This window comes from Myxococcus sp. AB036A, from assembly GCF_006547355.1.
In the GTDB taxonomy this organism is placed as follows: Bacteria; Myxococcota; Myxococcia; order Myxococcales; family Myxococcaceae; genus Myxococcus; species Myxococcus virescens.
The window spans coordinates 22,756-40,179 of record NZ_VHLC01000058.1 but is presented as its reverse complement, the minus strand read 5'-3'; the positions used below and the strand labels follow the sequence as shown (position 1 = coordinate 40,179).

The window sequence follows — 17,424 nt, the reverse complement described above, 5'->3', positions numbered from 1 at the left end:
CGGCGGGCCATTCCCATGCGCCTTGCGCCCGACGCAGCCGTGCCCCCCGGGGTGCTTCATTCCCCGGAGGGCAGGCAGGCCACGCATCAGGCCGCGGCGGCCGTTTCAGCCTGAATCTTCGAGAAGTCGGCCACCTGGTTGAACAGGGCGCCAATCTCCACGAGCAGGCGGATGCGGTTTTCCCTCAGGGCCTTGTCCTCGGCCATGACCATCACCTTGTCGAAGAAGGTGTCCACGGCGGGCTTCAGGCCCGTGATTTCTCGGAGAGCACCGGAGAAGTCATCCGCGCGCACCAACCCCGACACCGTGCTCCGGGCCTGGGTGAAGGCGGTGTGGAGGTTCCGCTCCGGCTCGTCCACCAGCTTCTGGGGGTTGGTCTCCCCTCCCTGCACGTCGCGGCCCTGCTTCTCCACGATGTTGACCACGCGCTTGAAGGCCACGGCCAGGGGCTGGAAGTCCGCCCGGCCCACGATGAGGCTCAGGGCCTCCAGGCGCTTCTGCGCGGCCACCAGGTCGTCGAAGCCGGCGGACAGCACCGCCTCCACGACGTCCGTGCGGTGTTGCTCACCCCACAGCGCCTTGAGGCGGCCGCGGAAGAACTCCAGCACCTGCTCACGCGGCGCGGGCTCGCCGGCCTTGCGCTTGGCGTTGGCAATCTTCGGAGCCAGCAACCGGAGCGACTCGTCCACCGCGGCCGACAGGCTGAAGCGGTAGCCCCGCCCCAGCACCAGCCGGATGATGGCGATGCACGCGCGCCGCAGGGCGAACGGGTCCGCCGCCCCCGTAGGCGCCTTGCCGATGGCGAAGATGCCGCACAGCGAGTCCAGCCTGTCCGCGATGCCGATGAGCGCACCCGGGTCCTGCGTGGGCAGCGCGTCCTCGGCGCCACGCGGCAGGTAGTGCTCCGCGATGGCCAGGGCCACGGCGTCCGGCTCACCGCCCGCGCGGGCGTACTCCCGGCCCATGATGCCCTGGAGCTCGGGGAACTCGCCCACCATGCCGGTGACGAGGTCAGCCTTGGCCAGAGTGGCGGCGCGCTCGATGGTGGCCGCCTCCCCTGCCCGCCCCGCCTGCTGGCCCAGCCACACCGCCAACGTGCGGAAGCGCTCCACCTTCTCCAGGTAGCTCCCCAGCTGCCCCTGCCACACCACGCGGCCCAGCTTCTCCACGCGGTCGATGAGCGGCGTCTTCCGGTCCTCGTCGAAGAAGAAGCGGCCGTCCGCCAGTCGCGCGCGCAGCACGCGCTGGTAGCCGCGCAGGCTGAGCTGCTCGTCGCGCACCGGCGTGTTGGACACGGCGATGAACTTCGGCTGCAGCTTGCCCTCGCTGTCCACCAGCGAGAAGTAGCGCTGGTGGCTCTTCATCTCCTGCACCAGCACCTCTGGGGGCAGGTCCAGGTGGCGCTCCTCGAAGGTGCCCACCACCGGGCTGGGCAGCTCAACCAGGTTCGTCACCTGGTCCACCAGCGACTCGTCCTCCAGCAGTTGAGCGCCGGCCTTGCTCGCGGCCGCCCTCACCTTCTCCACCAGCTGCGCGCGGCGCTTCGTGATGTCCGCCACCACGTGCGCCTTCTCCAGCGCCACCTCATACTCCGCCGGGGCCTTCAGCTCGATGGCGGCGGGCGACAGGAAGCGGTGCCCCCGCGTGGTCCGGCCGCTCGTCACGTCACCGAACACCACGGGCAGCACGTCGCTCCCCAGCAGCGCCACCAGCCACTGCACCGGGCGCGCGAAGGACGTGTCCACGTCACCCCAGCGCATGGACTTGCGGAAGTTGATGCCGTGCACCGCCGCGTGCAGCGTGTCCTTCAGGATGTCCGCCGCCGGGCGGCCCTTCTCCTCCACGCGCGCGGACAGGTACTCGCCCTTGGCGGTGGTGGCGCGGCCCAGCTGGTCCACCGCGAGCTTGAGGCTCTCAGCGAACTTCTCCGCCGCCTTGGTGGGCTTGCCCTGCGCGTCGAAGGCCGCCTTGGCGCTGGGGCCAAGCACCTCCTTGATGATGTCCTCGCCCGCGTCCGCCACGTCCTTCACCCACACCGCGAGCCGCCGCGGCGTGCCGAAGGTCCGCACCTCGCCGTGCTTCAGGCGAGCGTCCGCCATGCGCTCGGTGATGACGCGCTTCAGGTCGTCCAGCGCGGGGCCGATGAAGGACGCCGGAATCTCTTCCGCGCCCACTTCCAGGAGCAGGTCACGCGCCATGGGCCACCTCCGCCTTCTGCTTCTTCTCCACGGGCTTGTTGAGGACGACCGTCTTCCAGTAGTCGCTGGCCGGCTTGCCCTCCAGCACCGGGGGCTGCTCACCCACCGTCCACGGCGACTTGAGCAGCGGGTAGCCCAGCCGCTCACGCATCTGGAGGTAGCCCTCCGCGCACAGCCTGGCGTTGTCGCGCACGCGCTTGATGAAGTTGGCGCGCTCCGTGACGGAGATGGCGCCGCGCGCGTCCAGCAGGTTGAACGCGTGCGAGCACTTCAGCGCGAAGTCGTACGCAGGCAGCGGCAACTGGCGCTCGATGAGGCGCTTGCACTCCTTCTCGTACGCGTCGAAGAGCGCGAAGAGCATCTGCGCGTCCGACTCCTGGAGCGCGTACCTGCTCATCTCCACCTCGTTGGGGTGGAACACCTCGCGGTACTTCACGCCCTTGACCCATTCGATGTCGAAGACGTTCTCCACGTTCTGCAGGAACATGCAGATGCGCTCCAACCCGTAGGTGAGCTCCGCGGAGACGGGCTTGCAGTCGAAGCCGCCGCACTGCTGGAAGTAGGTGAACTGCGTCACCTCCATTCCGTCGCACCACACTTCCCAGCCCAGGCCCCAGGCGCCGAGCGTGGGCGACTCCCAGTCGTCCTCGACGAACCGGATGTCGTGCTCCAACGGGTCGATGCCAATCTTCCGCAGCGACGCCAGGTACAGCTCCTGGACGTTCTTCGGCGCCGGCTTGAGGACGACCTGGAGCTGGTGGTGCTGGAACAGGCGGTTGGGATTCTCTCCGAACCGGCCGTCCGCGGGACGCCGCGAGGGCTGCACATACGCCACGTTCCAGGGTTCCGGGCCCAGGGCACGCAGGAAGGTATACGGGGCCATCGTGCCCGCGCCGACCTCGACATCGTAGGGCTGCGTGTTGATGCACCCCTGGTCGGCCCAGTGCTTCTGGAGCGTGAAGATAAGGTCCTGAAAATACATAGCGCGCGGACCCTAGTGACGGGGGTCCGGAGCGTCAAGGACGGCGCTCACTCCTTGTACGGTGGGAGATCCGCCAGCCGGATTTGAATCTTCGTCTCCTCGCCCGGCTTGATGGGGGCCGACAGGAGCCGGCTCACCGACTCCACCCCCGTCGGGTCCACCACGCGCAGGCGGTAGACCCCCACGGGCAGCGGGAATTTCTTCAGGGGCGTGGTGCCCAGCTCCGTGGCGCCGTCGAACACGGCCGCCCGCGGCACCGTATAGAGGGTCATCCACCCCAGGCCCGCCTTCGCGGCCCCCTTCGCAGTGCTGGTATCCAGCACCTCCGCCATTCCCTCGGGGTCCTGCGTCACCGTGGTGACGGGCTCGGCGGCCGGCGGGGCAGCCGCCACGCTGGGCGCTGGCTCACGCGGAGGTGGGCTGGTCTGCGCGGGCGACGCGGCCTTGGCACTGGCAGGTTCGGCCTCGGCCTTCGGGGCGGCCGCCCGGCGTGCCGGCGAAGAGGCGCCGTCCTTCGCCTTCCGCCCGGGCGGGGCCTTCGTCGGAGCCTTGGCTTCCGGCGCGCCTTCCACCGCCTCTTCGTCCGAGCCTTCGCCACCAGCGGCCTGCTCGGCCTCGGCGACAGCCTGGGAAGGCTCGGCCCGACGGAAGCCCGGCGGCGGGCCCGCCTGCTGCGGTGGCCAGGGCTGGTTCGCGGGGTCCTCCGCCGGCGGCGGATTCAACTCCGCGCTCACCCACGCCTTGGCGGCTTCGAAGCCCGGCAGGAGCTGCGCACGCACGGCAGGCAGCGTCGCAGCCCAACCGAGGCCCCCCAGAAGAAGGAGCAGGAACAGCCGGCTGGCCCAGCGCGACGGCGGACGGGCAGCGGGCGTCTCCACCGGCGTGTCCGAGGCCCGGGACGTATCGGGGCGCGCCGACCGTCCGGAGGCCCGAGCACCGTCCGCGCCGGGCCGCTGGGGCCGGGAACGGAAGCGCTGCGTCTGGAGATCGCTCGGCTCGTCGAGGGCTTCGGGCTCGGCCGGGGCCTCCTGCCGGGCAGTGGGCCGCGGCCGAGGTGTACGCGCGGCCGGCGCGCTGTCCTGACCTCCGCGCGGTGTGCGCGAAACCGGAGGAGCCGCCTCACTGGTCCGGCGCTGAGGGGTGGGCTTGGGCGCGCTCCCGTTGCTGGCGCCTGACGGGCCACGCGAAGCCACGCCGCCCTCCGCCGGACGGCGTTGGGGCACGGGCTTGGGCGCACTCGAATGCGGGGCCGAGGGCGAACCAGGCCGGGCGCGCGGGGCCGGCATCTGCGACGTGGGGGCGGAGTCCGCGCTGTCCTCCTGCTGGAGGGCACCCGCCGCCTCGCTGACGCGGGCATCCTCCGCGCGACTGGCCAGCTCCAACAGCGTGCGCGTCTTCTGGCGCTTGTCGGCGAAGAGGTCGCCCATGACGGCGGTCATGCCGTCCTCGTCGAAGATCTCCGAGCCAAGCGCCGCTTCAATGGCGCGCGCCATCTCCCGGCAGTTGGTGAAGCGCTGGGACACGTCCCGGGACAGCGCTCGCGTCACCACGGCTTCCAAGGCTTCGGGGACATCCGGGTTGATGCCGCGCAGCGGAGGCACGTCGGCCTCCACAATCTGCATCATCACCGCCGCTTCGTGCGGCCCGCTGAACAACCGCTGGCCACTCAGCAGCTCGTGCAGCATGACGCCCACGGAGAACAAGTCACTGCGGCCATCCAGGGTGGCCACGCCTCGGACCTGCTCCGGGGACATGTAGCCACTGGTCCCCTTCACCGTCCCCACCTGGGTGCGGCCCAACCGCCCGCGCGCCTTGGCGATGCCGAAGTCGATCACCTTCACGACGCCGTCGTAGGTGAGCATCACGTTCTTCGGAGACACGTCGCGGTGCACCACCACCGCGGGACGGCCCGACGGGTCCGTGAAGTGGTGCGCGTAGTGCAGGCCCAGGCAGGTATCGCGAATCACCCGTCCGACGAAGCCGAGCGGCAACGGGTAGCCCTGGCGCGTGGAGGCCTTCACCACCTGCTCCAGGTTCTGCCCGGGCAGGAACTCCATGGCGAGGTACAGCTCGCCGCCCTCCTCGCCCAGGTCGAACACCTGACCGATGTTCGCGTGCGAGAAGGCCGCGGTGATACGTGCCTCATCCAGGAACATCTGGACGAATTGCTCGTCCTTCTTGATGTCCGGGAGAATCTGCTTCACCGCGACGAACTTGCGAAATCCCCCAGGCCCCGAGGTGTAGGCCAGGAACAGCTCCGCCATCCCTCCCATGGAGAGGCGCGTGAGGATTTCGTATTTCCCGATGCGCCGCCCCCGATCGGGATCGTCACCGGCGCCACCCTGCATGGACATTCGGCGCGGCATGTTAGCTCCCGCATGGGTCCGCGTCGACCTTCGTGACGACCCCTTCCTCGACAAGTTGGAGGGGGCTCCTGCACACCGCGTCGGGGACTGGCACCGGCTGGCCGCCCGCCTGTGCGCCGGCCGGAGTGTCCGATGGCTGATGGCCACATCGCGCGATTCCCCGTGACGGAGGGGGGCGTGTTCTCATACCAGCAAGTCAGAGTAGGAGGCTCATGGAAGACACCAACGGCTGCCCCGGAAGTACCAGGCGCATCACATATTCCGGGCAAGGCGAATCCAAGCAAGACACCGCGGACCAGCTCCGGCTGTTGATTGAGAGCGTCACCGACCATGCCATCCTGACGCTCGACCTGGACGGGTACGTAGCAAGCTGGAACCCGGGCGCCGAACGCATCAAGGGCTACCGCGCGGACGAGATTCTGGGGCAGCACTTCAGCCGCTTCTATCCGCCCGAAGCCGTGGCGCGGAACCGGCCGAGGTACGGGCTCGACGTGGCGACGCGTGAGGGCCGCTTCGAGGAGGACGGCTGGCGCGTCCGCAAGGACGGCAGCCGCTTCTGGGCCAACGTCGTCATCACCGCGCTGTATGACGAGACCGGGCAGCTGCGTGGCTTCGGCAAGGTGACGCGCGACTTCACCGCCCGCTACCAGGCCCAGGAGCAGCGGGAGATGGAGCGCCTACGGGAGGCCCTTCGCATCCGTGACGACTTCCTGTCCGTGGCGTCCCACGAGCTGCGCACCCCGCTCACCCCGCTGCAACTGAAGCTGACGGCCATGCGCCGCGCCGTCGACAGTGCCCCGGGAGGCATGCTGCCGAGCGAGCGCGTGGGGCGCGACCTCGACGTCGCCGTCCGCCAGGTGCGCAAGCTGGTGGAGCTGGTGGACGACCTGCTTGACGTGTCACGCATCAGCGTGGGCCAGCTGACCCTGGAGCGCGTGCCCGCGGACCTCACGGCGCTGCTTCGAGAGGTCGTCGCCCGCTACCTGCCACAAGCCAGCCAGCTCGGAAGCACCGTGGAACTGGACGCGCCGGCGCCCGTGCAGGGCGAATGGGACACACGCCGGGTGGAGCAGGTGATGACCAACCTCCTCTCCAACGCGCTCAAGTACGGAGGGGGCAAGCCGATTCACGTCAGCCTGCGCGCGGAAGGCGGCATGGCGCTGCTGAGCGTTCGCGACGAGGGCATCGGCATCGCGCCGGAAGCACTGCCCCACGTCTTCGACCGGTTCATGCGGGCCGTGTCCGGCCGTAACTTCAGTGGGCTGGGGCTCGGCCTCTTCATCGCCCACCAAGTCGTTTCGGCGCACGGGGGCGACATCCAGGTGTCCAGCATGCCGGAAAAAGGGAGCACGTTCAGCGTCCGGCTCCCGCTCGGCCCCACGTAGACACACGCCATGGGACGTCCCTGTCAGGTGCTCAGCGCTCGCACCCGTCCCGCGAGGTTCTGGGTGAAGAGGCGGAAGATGCGCAGCGCCGCCGCCTCGTGCGTGTCCACGAAGCGTTCGAAGTCGACACGGCTGATGCGCAGCGCCCGCACGGAGGTCCGCGCACGGACATGGGCCGACACGGGCCCATCCTGCACCAGGGAGATTTCCCCCAGGTACGCCCCGGGCCCCAGCGTGTTGAGGTGCCGGGCGTCCTCCTCGGGGCCACTGAAGACGTCCACGGAGCCGTCCATCAGGACGAAGAGGCCCAGGCCGGGCGCGCCCTTCTCCAGCAACACGGCGCCGGGCGCGATGACGACCTGACGCGCCAGCCGGTAGAGGTCCTTCATGTCCTCCAGGGACAGCTCGCCGAAGATGGGGATGGCCTTGAGGAACCGGTACCCGTTCGCCGCGGGCGCCGACGCACCTCCGGAACGGCGGATGAGCATTGCCTCCGCTTCCGCCTCCATCCCCATGCGGCGCAGCAGCCGGGCCTTCTCCGTCACCAGCGCCGGGTCCCCTCGCGCGTCCTCCGAGCTGCTCACCGCGTCCGCAAGCACCGCCAGCGCCCGGTGCGTGAAGCCCTCCGCGTCCAGCAACTGGCAGATGCGCAGCACCGCCTCCACGAAGCGCGGGTCCTCCGCGCGCACGCCTCCGAGCGCCTCTACCTCCGCGTGCGCCTGCCCCAGGTCCCGGTAGAGCGTGGCCGCCTCGAAGGGACGGTCCAGGCGCACCAGGCACTGCGCCATGGCTTCGCGCGAGCCCAGCTCCCGGTAGATGGCCAGCGCGCGTTCCAGCGCACCACCTCGCTCGAAGGCGGCGGCGGCGCGCTCGGCATCACCCGCTCGGAGGTAGCTCTCCGCGGCGGCCATGTACTTGCCGCTCTGGAAGTAGAGGTCCCCGGCGGTGGCGTCCTCGCCCTGGCCATCCATCAGCCGGGCCGCGCCCAGGAAGTCCCGCGCGCGCCGCAGCACCTCGACGAAGCCACGGCGCTCCTTCGTCGGCCCCTGTTCCGCTTCGTGACGGATGCGCTCGCGCTGCGCATCGCCCAGCTCCTCGTAGAGCTGTGCCGCCCGGTCCGTGTCCTCCAACTCGACCAGAGAGCGCACCGCGCGGAGGGCACCCTCCACGGGCGTGCGCAGCCGCCCGCTCCCCTCGCCCTGGCCACCTGCTGACTCTGTCATGTCGGGTCTCCCGTTCCGGTGAGACCGGCCAGCCCAGGCGCTGCCAAAGCGTTGCGCCCCGTCCCGGCCTGCCCCCCTTCTTCTCCCATAGCCTCGCATTGAATGCCGGGCCTGCCAACGCCTGCCGCGAAAACGCGGGCGTCAGTCCGCGTCCCGCGCCCGCTCCGCCAGTTGCCGCTGGGAGGCAGTCCTCCGCCACGCATCCTCCAACAACTGGCGGACCAGCGCCGGACGCGCCGCGGCAACGCGCACGAGCAGGTACTCGGGGTACCCCGCGTAATGTTCGGTGATGTAGCAACTGTCTGGCTCGGCCTGCGTGAGGACGTCCCGCACGCCGGGCTCCACCTTCACCACCAGGGACTCGCCGTCCTCATGAAAGCGGGCGATGAACTTCTTGCGCACGCGGAACGCGGGCGTCCCGAAGGATGTGCCCTCCTCCATCCCCGGTAGGGACAGCGCCAGCGCGCGCACCGCGTCGAACGTCAGCCCCTGCGTATCCCCACCGCGCATCGCGCGGCGCCTGCCCCGTGTCGCCATGGCGCATTCCTACCAGAGGCCCAGGCAAGGACGGCAGGTAGCGCGCCATGTCGAAACTCCGTCCCGTGGAATGACAGACATGATTTCATCCCCGGGCGGATGTGGCGATGTGGTGACCCGCGGTGTCATGTCTGTGATTTCATCCGCACGACCGCCCGCGCCAACACGTGGGGTCCGCGACACTCCGAGTCCGCTGTGACACAGCACCTCTCAGCCGAGAAGGTCCAGACAGCCACGACTAGCGGAAACCCCGGAGACGCCGCGCCTCCGCGCGGGGCCTGCCTCGCCCCCAGAGCGGGCGGCCAACAACCACCCCCCAATGAGAATGAGCCTGGGAGAGAACCGTTCGGATGTCGGCTCCCGTGATATCTTGACTTCCATGTCTGCACCGGATCGGGCTCATGCCGCACCCTCCTCGCCGGACGTGAAGGGCGAATCGCAATGGAGGACGGAAGTCGAAGGTGGGGGTGACACGCCGCTGCACGTCACGCTGCCCTACGAGCACGCACGCCGGGGCTATGACGCCTCCACGGTGCGCCGATTCCGGCTCACCGTGGCGGAAGGTCCGAACACAGGGGCGACGTGGGAGTCCACGGGTGACACCTGCTCGGTGGGCTCGCACCCGCTGAACGACTTCGCCGTGGAGGACTCCACGGTGTCCCGGTTCCACTGCGAGGTGCGCATCGGACCTCGGGGCCCCCAGGTGAAGGACCTGGACAGCCTCAACGGCGTCATCGTCGACGGGGTGCAGGTGGTGGAGGGCGTGCTGCGCAGTGGCAGCCTGCTGCGCCTGGGCCGCGTGGTGCTGCGCTTCGACTTCAGCGCGGAGAACAACCGCCTGCCGCTGTCGGAGAACTCGCGCTTCGGCACGCTGGTGGGTGCCTCCGTGGCCATGCGGGGCTGCTTCGCGATGATGGAGCGCGCGGCGGGCCGCGACGTGACCGTGCTGCTCGAAGGCGAGACGGGCACCGGCAAGAGCCAGGCCGCGCTGGCCATCCACCAGGCGAGTCCCCGGCGCGACGCGCCCTTCCTCATCGTGGACTGCGGCGCCATCCCCGCGCACCTGTTGGAGAGCGAGCTGTTCGGCCACGAGAAGGGCGCGTTCACCGGCGCTGTCCAGCGGCGCGCGGGCGTCTTCGAGGAAGCCGACGGGGGCACCGTCTTCCTGGACGAGATTGGCGAGCTTCCCGCGGAGCTGCAGCCCAAGCTGCTGCGCGTGCTGGAGAACCGCGAGATTCGCCGCGTGGGCAGCAACACATATCAGCCGGTGAACGTGCGCCTCCTCGCCGCCACGCACCGGGACCTCCGCGCGGAGGTCAACGCGGGCCGATTCCGCTCCGACCTCTTCTTCCGGCTCGCGGTGCTGCGCCTGCTGCTTCCACCGCTGCGTCAGCGTCCGGAGGACCTGCCCATGTTGGTGGAAGGCATCCTCGACCTGCTCGGCGCGGACCGCGAGCGCACGGGCGCGCTGCGCACGCAGGACTTCCTGGCCAGGTTGCGGCACGCGGCGTGGCCCGGCAACGTGCGCGAGCTGCGCAACTACCTGGAGCGCTGCCTCGTCTTCGAGGAAGCAGTAGAGCTCTCCGAGGAAGAAGCCCACCGCTCCGGCCCTCCCGAGGTGGACCCCTCGCAGCCGTACGCCGACCAGCGCCGTCACGTCGTCGACGACTTCGAGCGCCGCTACCTGCGCGCGCTGCTGGAGAAGCACCAGGGCAAGGTGGCCCAGGCAGCCGTCACCGCTGGCATGGACCGCGTCCACCTCTACCGCCTGCTGCGACGCCACGGCATCAAGCCGTGAGCCTCACCGCGGGCGGCTGACGCGCCAGCACCCCAGTCCCGCGGCGGACACGGGTGTCGCCAGGAAGGCCGCTTCCAGGCCCTCGAGCGCACGCGCGGTCGCCACCAGGTCCGTTCCTGGTGGCTCCGCGACCCAGCCCGGCAGGTGCAACAACCCGCCGCCGCGGTCCTCGCGAGGCAGCTCCGCGACGTGAACGGTGATGGCCAGGTCCACCGGGCGCGGCCCCTCGCTCGCCGCCACGAACTCCACCAGGGCCAGCGCGGCGTGCAGCACTCGCGCTCGCGCGGCCTGCTCCGCCCCTGCTTCCGGCGGCAGCGGCGCGAAGGCCAGCAGGCAACCGCTCCCCTCCAGCCGCACGTCCAGCCCCGCGGCGCGCGCGGCCCCCCCCACGCGCTCCAGCAACGCATCCAGCCGCTCCAAGGACGAAGGTTCCACCGCGCCGTGGAGCCGGGCTTCCGCGTACAGCGCCACGGCGAGCGTGGGCTGGTCCTCCGTGGGACTGCCCTTCACCGCGCGCCGGAGCGCGTCGAGCCAGGCATCGATGTCCGGGTATCGGTCCTCGCGCCGCTTCCCCATGCTGCGCAGCACCACGGCATCCAGTGCGGCAGGCACCGGGGCGCGCTCACTGGGCCGAGGAGGCGGCGCATTCAGGTGCAGGTCCTCCACCTCGTGCCGGGTGGCGCCCTGGAAGGGCGGCTGCCCGGTGACGAGTTGGAAGAGCAGCACGCCCATCGCGTACAGGTCCGTGCGGGCGTCGGGCGGCTCGCCGCGAATCTGCTCAGGTGCCATGGACAACGGCGTGCCCAGGGAGACGCCCGTCAGCGTGAGCGTGGACGCGCCGGGCGCATCCGGCGTCAGCCCCTTCGCCACGCCGAAGTCCACCAGCTTCACGCGCGGCGCTCCCCCACATGTGCTCAAGCGCACCACGTTCTGTGCCTTCAAGTCCCGGTGCACGACACCGGCCTGGTGCGCCGTGCGCAGCGCGCCGCCCACCTGCTCCAGCACCTCCAGCGCCTCTCCCGGCGACAGCGGCCCGCGCGAAGCCAGCTCCGCCGCGAGGTCCCTCCCCTCCAACCACTCCATCGCGATGAAGGGCCGCCCGTCCGCGAGCGTGCCGTAGCCAAGCACGTCGACGATGTGCGGATGGCTCAACCGCCGGAGCGTCTCCGCCTCCCGACGCAAGCGCCGCAGGGCGACGTCCGAGGGCTGCGGGAGCAGGACCTTCAGCGCCGCGAGCGCTCCCGTGCGGACATGTCGGGCACGGTAGAGCGTGGAGGCAGGCCCCCGGTAATGGACCTGCTCCACCAGCCAGTCCGATACCAGGGCGCCGACGCCCAGCTCCTCGCCATAGAGGGCCTCTTCGTCACCCGACGCCATGCGGCAGGAGGCCTACTTCTTCCGAGGGAAGGGAAAGGGCAGCTCCTCCCCCGTAGGCAGCGGCTTGACGGTCCCCGAGGTACGCCCGCAGGACTGGGTGCGCATCTCCTTCGCCACCGTGTCGCACGGGGCATGGAGGTAGGTGGTCACCGACTGCTTCCACAGCACGTTGTCATCGTCGTGGCACGCCTCGTAGTCGCCATCCCTCGGCGTGAGGGGCCCATCCAGGATGTCGCACTTACCGGCCACGGGCGGACTGAGGGACGTGAAGCAGGGCCCCGTCACGCGCGCGGCACAGTTGGACCCCGACGAGGGCAGCGCGCAGACGCGGTTCGCCGCGTACGCCGCCCCACTCGACCAGGCCGGGTCGTAGCAGGAGAACATCTTCCGGTAGATGGAGCCGCGCACGATGACGTCGGCGCCCACCACCACGTACCGCTTCTTGTCCCCATCCCCGAGTTCCACGACGTCCACCTCCGCCCCCAGCTCGTTCGGCAGGAAGATGTTTCCGTAGAATGCGCCCTCGCGCACGGAGTAGACCTGCTGCTCGGACAGGCCATAGGTGGACGCGGAGTCCGGATACGCCTCGACGTTCGCCAGCCATTCCACGGTCGTGCTCGAAGCCGGCGCGGACATCACGCTGTAGTAGCCCCCGGCAGGGCAGGTGAAGGAGACCACCGGCACGGCGGGCGACCCCGCGCAGCTCCCTGTCGCCTCGCCCAGGTTGCGCGCGTCGAGATGGTCACACCCCGCGATGCCCTCGCACACCCGCAGGACAGTGGGCCCATTCACACTGGAGCCCACGATGGGAGACAGCCCCGCGCAGGACAGCGGCCCACCCGCCCCCACCACGACGGTCGTGGAAGGCGTGCAGCGGCCAATGCCATCCGGCGTCCAACCGCAGTCACGCTGCTCGCCAGATTCGCCCAGGACACAGTCCCCGAAGCTGGCCAGCGCATTGCCCGTGATGGGGGCGTGCGCGGCCGGGCGCGTCTTCGCATCCAGCGTGTAGATGTTGGGTCCCGACGAGTAGAACTGGTGCTCGCCGCGCATGGACAGCTCCACGCGCCGTCCCTCCGCGTTGTTGCGCGCCAGCACACAGGCGGAGACACGCTCCAGGCAGCTCCGGGTCGGCGGGGAGTCGGCCCAATCCGGGCAGAGCCCCGCCTGTCCAATCCATTTCCGGACGCCGGGGCTGGGATCCCTCGGGTCGTAATAGGCAATCTCCTGTTCGACCGTCAGCGCGCAGCCCACCAGGTACTCCATGAACCGCTGCGCATGGGGGTCATGCAACCGTCGGCGCGTGTTCTCGTCGCCCAGCGTGGGGTGGAACAGCTGCCCAAGCGCCGAGGTCCCCAGCAACAGGTTGGAGTCGGCGTTGGTGGAGATGGCGTTGAGCACCAGCGCCTGCGTCGTGAGCGAGTTGGCAATGCGAATCTCCGACGCCTGCGCCCCTACCGTGGGCGTCTCCTCTTCATGGGGCCCGGTTCCGCAGCCCGACAGGGCGAAAAACACGAGCGAGGAAACCGCCAACAGGCGAGGCGAACCAAGGGCCATGAGACGTCCTCCAAGAACGACGGAAGGAAGGAGAGCTGCCTCCCAGCAAGCATGTGCCGAGCCAGCCTGGGAGGTTGTATGCGGTGCCATGAGAGCAGATCTCCACGCGGCATTCGCGTAGCGCTTCACGTCACACCGCCACCGGACAGTGACATTTCTCGCTACACGTCGAAAAGGGCAACCCGCAGGGACTCCAGGCGGGCCCGCCACAGGGGAGCGCCCTCCTCCACCGCGCGCTCGGCCCGGACCACCCAGGTGCGCGCCTCGTCGGCGCGTCCCGCCTGGAGCGCGCCCCGGGCGGCCTGGAGGAGAATCTCCGCCTTCTCATCCGCCGAAGCCAGGGTGTCAGCGTCGTCCGCCAGGGCCAGCCACGCCTCCCGCGCCGAGCCGCCGCCCCGTGCGTCCTGGACCTGTAGCTCCACCAGCCTCCGCATGACGGCGGTGGGCGGCAACGATTCGGGCGGACAGTGGGCGTCAATCCACCGGAGCTGCCGCGTCGCCTCCTCCAGGTCGCCCAGCGCGGCGGCCATGCGCGCGAGCAGCAACGCATCCACCGGGACAGGGTGCTCACGGAAGAAACGCACGCCCAGTTCGTGAACACGCCGGGCCAGCGGCAGCGCCTCCTCCAGACGGCCTTGCATGTAGAGCACCTCGGCGAGGTTGAAGGTGGACCAGCGCTCCACTTGCGCATGGCCCAGCTCCCGGCCCAGCGCCATCGCGCGGCGCAGGTCCTCTTCCATCCGAGCCACATTCCCCAGGCGCAACCACAGCAGCACACGGTTGATGAGCGTAGCGGCCCGGTGCAGTGCGTCCCCGGCCTGCTCGCAGCGCAGCAGTGCCATGTCGAAGCGGGCCGCGGCTTCGTCGGTCCGGTCCAGGAACGTGAGCGCCGAGCCCAGCAGCGCCAGCGACACCACGAGCGTCTCGTGGTCATGCGCCCGCTCCGCGCCTTCCACCACGCCGGTCAGAACGCGCACGGCGGCGCCCCACTCCCCCAGCCGGACGTGGAGCCGGCCCCGGGCCAGCGAGCAGCGCAGGGACAGGCGAGGCTCATCCAGCCGCTCGATGCGTTCCAGCGCCTCACGTGTACAGGCCGACGAGCCCTCCACGTCCTCCATCCAGTCGCGGGCGGTGGCTTCCTCCAGCAGCAACTCCACCTGCTGGGCCTCGTCACCGCGGGCCACGGCCAGTGCCCGCGCGGCGCCCAGGTCCGCCAGCCCCTCCCGGAAGCGCTGAAGCCGGTGACGGACGCGCCCACGCCCCGACAACGCCAGGGCCCGGCGCTCCACATCTCCCTCCGGCAACAACGCGAGCGCGCGCGTGTAGTGCTGCTCCGCCTCGACGGACAGGTGCGCACGGCGCGCGGACTCCGCGAGCGAGAGGAACGCGGTGATGGCCTCCGCATGAGCACCACAGGCCGCGGCATGGTGGGCCCAGCGACGGCGCTCGGCCATCCCGTCCCGGGGCGTGGCACGCAGCGCCGCGGCGTGGAGGACGCGACGTGAGGAAGCCGGCAGCAACGCCTCCAACGCCTCGCGCAGCAAGGGGTGGCGGAAGGCGAAGTGGCCCGGAGCCGTGGGCCGCAACAGCCCCGAGCGCGCCAGCCGCTGGAGTCCGGCCCCCGCGTCGAGCGACGTCACGCGCGCCAGCTCCTCGCTCGGCTCCAGGTGTCGCAGGGCGGCATCCACGCGGGACACCTCCACTTCCGTGCCCAGCACCGCGCAAAGCCGCGCCAGGATGCGGTGTGCCGCGGGGAGCCCGGCCAACGCCCGCGCGGCGAGTCGCTCGAAGAGCGGCGTCACGGAGACGTCCAGCAACGCGTCCGGCGCGATGTACCACCCGCCTCCTGGAGACGCCCTCAAGGCACCCGCGGCCCTCAGCGCGCCCGCGAGCTCCACCAACGACAAGGGGACGCCCTGCGCCAGTTGTTCCAACCGCGCCAGCACCGGCTCGGGGACATGCTCGGCGGGGCGCAGCAGATGCAGCAACAGGGAACGGCTCGCCTCGGGCGTCAGCGGCGGCAGTGCGATTCGCGCGACGCGGGCGCTGCGCTCGCCCAGGTGCGGTCGCAACCCGAGCAACGCGGGCCTCGCGGCGACGCAGACCCAGAGCGGTGCACGCACACCCGCCAAGGTGGCGACCTCCAGTGCATCCAGGCTGGTGGGGTCCGCCAGGTGCGCGTCGTCGACGAGCAACACGCGAGGGACCGCCTGGGCCTGCCGCTGGAGTCCCTCAGCGAGGCAGCGCGCGGCTGCGTGTCGCTCATCCGCGAGTGGACGCGTTGGTGCCTGGACAACACGGGCCGGCTCGGCGGTGGCCCGCAGCGCGTCCAGCAGCGACTCCGAGGACGCGGCGTCCGGAGAAGGCGCGCGGAGCCGCACCACGAGGCACCGCCCCGCGGCCTCCAGCCGGGTGGACAGTGCCTCCAGGACGCGGGACGTGCCGTGCCCCACGTCACCCGTGAGGACGCATATCCCTGGGACCCCCTCCTCGATGCAGCGTGATGCCTCGGCCTCCAGCGCCGCCAGGACGGCATCGCGGCCCGACAGGGGCGGTGCATCCGCGGAGGACGTGGCGGCGCCCCCGTCGTGCAATCGCAGGCGCGCGCCATCGGGCGAGTGCTCCGTGGCGCCCGGCCCCAACCTGGCCGCGGCGGAGGCAGTGACGCGGGCTTCTCCCAGGGCGAGGTCTTCCGGCCACCAGTCTCCTGCGGACTCCAAGGCAGGCCCCGCGACCCGCGTGGTCGTGGCGCCCGGAAGAACGTGCAGCCGCGACAGGTGCAGGACGGTGGCGGCCTTGCCCTCCTCCATCAGCTTGCGCGCCACCAGTGCGCCTGCACGAAGGTTGGCCTCGGCGGACAGGGACTCGGAGAACGCGACCAGATAACCCCGTGCGCTGGCACGCGCGAGTGTGCCGCCCTGAGGCTCGAAGGTCAGCCGAAGCACATCGACCGGTATGTCCGCGCGGACGCCCAGCAGCGCGACCCACCGCTCGCCGGCCCCCGGCACGGACGACGTGGGCACCGCCGCGGGCACGCCCTCCGGCGGAGCCATGGACAGGGCCTGGGTACACGCGGCATCGAAAGCGGCGAGCACATCCGAAGCCCGCGAGAAACGTTCGGAGGGCGCCTTCGCCAGACACCGCGACAGCACCCCGTCGAGCGCCGTCGGCACGGGCGCGCGCTCCGACACCCGGGCGGGGCGAAGGCTGACGTGCCCGTGGCGAATCTCCTCGGCGCCGCCGACGAAAGGCGGCGCGCCCGTGAGCAACTCGTACAGGAGGACGCCCAGCGCGTAGACATCCGCGGCGGCGCCGGCCTCGCGCGCGTCCAGGCACTGCTCAGGTGCCATGTAATACGGCGTGCCCAGCCGCTGCCCCACGAGCGTCAAGCCCTCGGGCTCCGGGCGCTCTCCGTCGTCAGGTGCGTCCAGGAAGCGTGCGAGCCCGAGGTCCAGCAGGCTGAGCGCCCCACCCTCGCGCAGGAAGATGTTCTCCGGCTTGAGGTCGCGGTGGGCCACGCCCACGGCATGGACGCGCTCCAATGCGGCGCAGAGGCCCCTGAGCAATTCGCGCACGCGGGGCACGGACGCTGCGCCCGAACCCGGCAACGCCGCCATCCACGCGGCGAGCGTCTGGCCATGCAGCCGCTCCATGACGAGGAACGGCCGCCCTCGGACAACCCCTGAGTGGTGGAGCGTGGGCGTCGTCGGCGCGCCGATGCGGCGGAGCGCGGCGGCCTCCCGGGCGAAGCGGTCGCGGTGAGGCGGCCGTCCGACCTTGAGCGCGACCTCACGGCCATCCTCCTCGCGGTAGGCGGTGAAGACGTGTGAGAAGCCGCCCGAGCCCAGCAAGGCCGCGGGGCTCAAACCTGGCACGTCCGGGAGCGGAAAGGGCTCGGCGTCAGGGCCAGGCGACGAAGCGCGCTGGCCATGCACAGGACACACCGCGCCGGAGGCGAGACGGCGGTGGCAGACCGGACAGCGCATGGGGTGAAACGAACG

10 protein-coding genes are annotated in these 17,424 nt (G+C 70.7%); 2 read left to right on the top strand and 8 right to left on the bottom strand.

Translation table 11 applies throughout. The annotated features are described in order from the left end of the window. Positions 1 to 86: 86 nt before the first annotated feature. Genes glyS through FL344_RS22890 form a run of 3 tightly spaced genes read right to left on the bottom strand, consistent with a single transcriptional unit; the run spans position 87 to position 5,534 of the window. A complete protein-coding gene (gene glyS / locus FL344_RS22900; protein WP_141620009.1) occupies positions 87 to 2,198 on the bottom strand; it encodes a glycine--tRNA ligase subunit beta in 2,112 nt (703 codons plus the stop codon). Next, positions 2,188 to 3,180, bottom strand: coding sequence for a glycine--tRNA ligase subunit alpha (glyQ, locus tag FL344_RS22895; RefSeq protein ID WP_141620008.1), 993 nt, complete (start codon positions 3,178 to 3,180; stop codon positions 2,188 to 2,190). The genes glyS and glyQ overlap by 11 nt, the downstream gene beginning before the upstream one ends. A 47-nt stretch (positions 3,181 to 3,227) precedes the next feature. Next, positions 3,228 to 5,534, bottom strand: a complete 2,307-nt coding sequence (locus FL344_RS22890) for a serine/threonine protein kinase (RefSeq protein WP_141620014.1) — start codon at positions 5,532 to 5,534, stop codon at positions 3,228 to 3,230. Positions 5,535 to 5,758: 224 nt separating this feature from the next. Here FL344_RS22890 and FL344_RS22885 point away from each other — a divergent pair, with 224 nt between their 5' ends. After that, on the top strand, positions 5,759 to 6,931 hold the full coding sequence (locus FL344_RS22885; protein WP_141620007.1) for a PAS domain-containing sensor histidine kinase: 1,173 nt from the start codon (positions 5,759 to 5,761) through the stop codon (positions 6,929 to 6,931). 23 nt (positions 6,932 to 6,954) lie between these two features. Here FL344_RS22885 and FL344_RS22880 read toward each other — a convergent pair whose 3' ends face one another. Both FL344_RS22880 and FL344_RS22875 read right to left on the bottom strand, forming a co-directional pair. Further along, positions 6,955 to 8,154, bottom strand: coding sequence for a cyclic nucleotide-binding domain-containing protein (locus tag FL344_RS22880; protein WP_141620006.1), 1,200 nt, complete (start codon positions 8,152 to 8,154; stop codon positions 6,955 to 6,957). A gap of 141 nt (positions 8,155 to 8,295) precedes the next feature. Continuing rightward, the gene (locus FL344_RS22875) at positions 8,296 to 8,691 is read right to left on the bottom strand and encodes an MmcQ/YjbR family DNA-binding protein (protein ID WP_228565291.1); all 396 of its coding nucleotides are present in this window, start codon (positions 8,689 to 8,691) and stop codon (positions 8,296 to 8,298) included. Between the two features lie 379 nt (positions 8,692 to 9,070). Here FL344_RS22875 and FL344_RS22870 point away from each other — a divergent pair, with 379 nt between their 5' ends. Beyond that, the gene (locus FL344_RS22870) at positions 9,071 to 10,489 is read left to right on the top strand and encodes a sigma 54-interacting transcriptional regulator (protein WP_141593090.1); all 1,419 of its coding nucleotides are present in this window, start codon (positions 9,071 to 9,073) and stop codon (positions 10,487 to 10,489) included. 3 nt (positions 10,490 to 10,492) lie between these two features. On the opposite strand, the gene FL344_RS22865 is transcribed toward FL344_RS22870, so the two are convergent. The 3 genes from FL344_RS22865 to FL344_RS22855 all read right to left on the bottom strand — a co-directional run bounded on the left by FL344_RS22865 (position 10,493) and on the right by FL344_RS22855 (position 17,409). Beyond that, entirely contained in the window at positions 10,493 to 11,866 is a 1,374-nt protein-coding gene (locus FL344_RS22865) for a serine/threonine-protein kinase (RefSeq protein ID WP_141620005.1), read from the bottom strand. A gap of 12 nt (positions 11,867 to 11,878) precedes the next feature. After that, a complete protein-coding gene (locus FL344_RS22860; RefSeq protein WP_141620004.1) occupies positions 11,879 to 13,423 on the bottom strand; it encodes a hypothetical protein in 1,545 nt (514 codons plus the stop codon). Between the two features lie 161 nt (positions 13,424 to 13,584). Beyond that, positions 13,585 to 17,409, bottom strand: a complete 3,825-nt coding sequence (locus FL344_RS22855; RefSeq protein ID WP_141620003.1) for a serine/threonine-protein kinase — start codon at positions 17,407 to 17,409, stop codon at positions 13,585 to 13,587. Between the last annotated feature and the right edge of the window lie 15 nt (positions 17,410 to 17,424).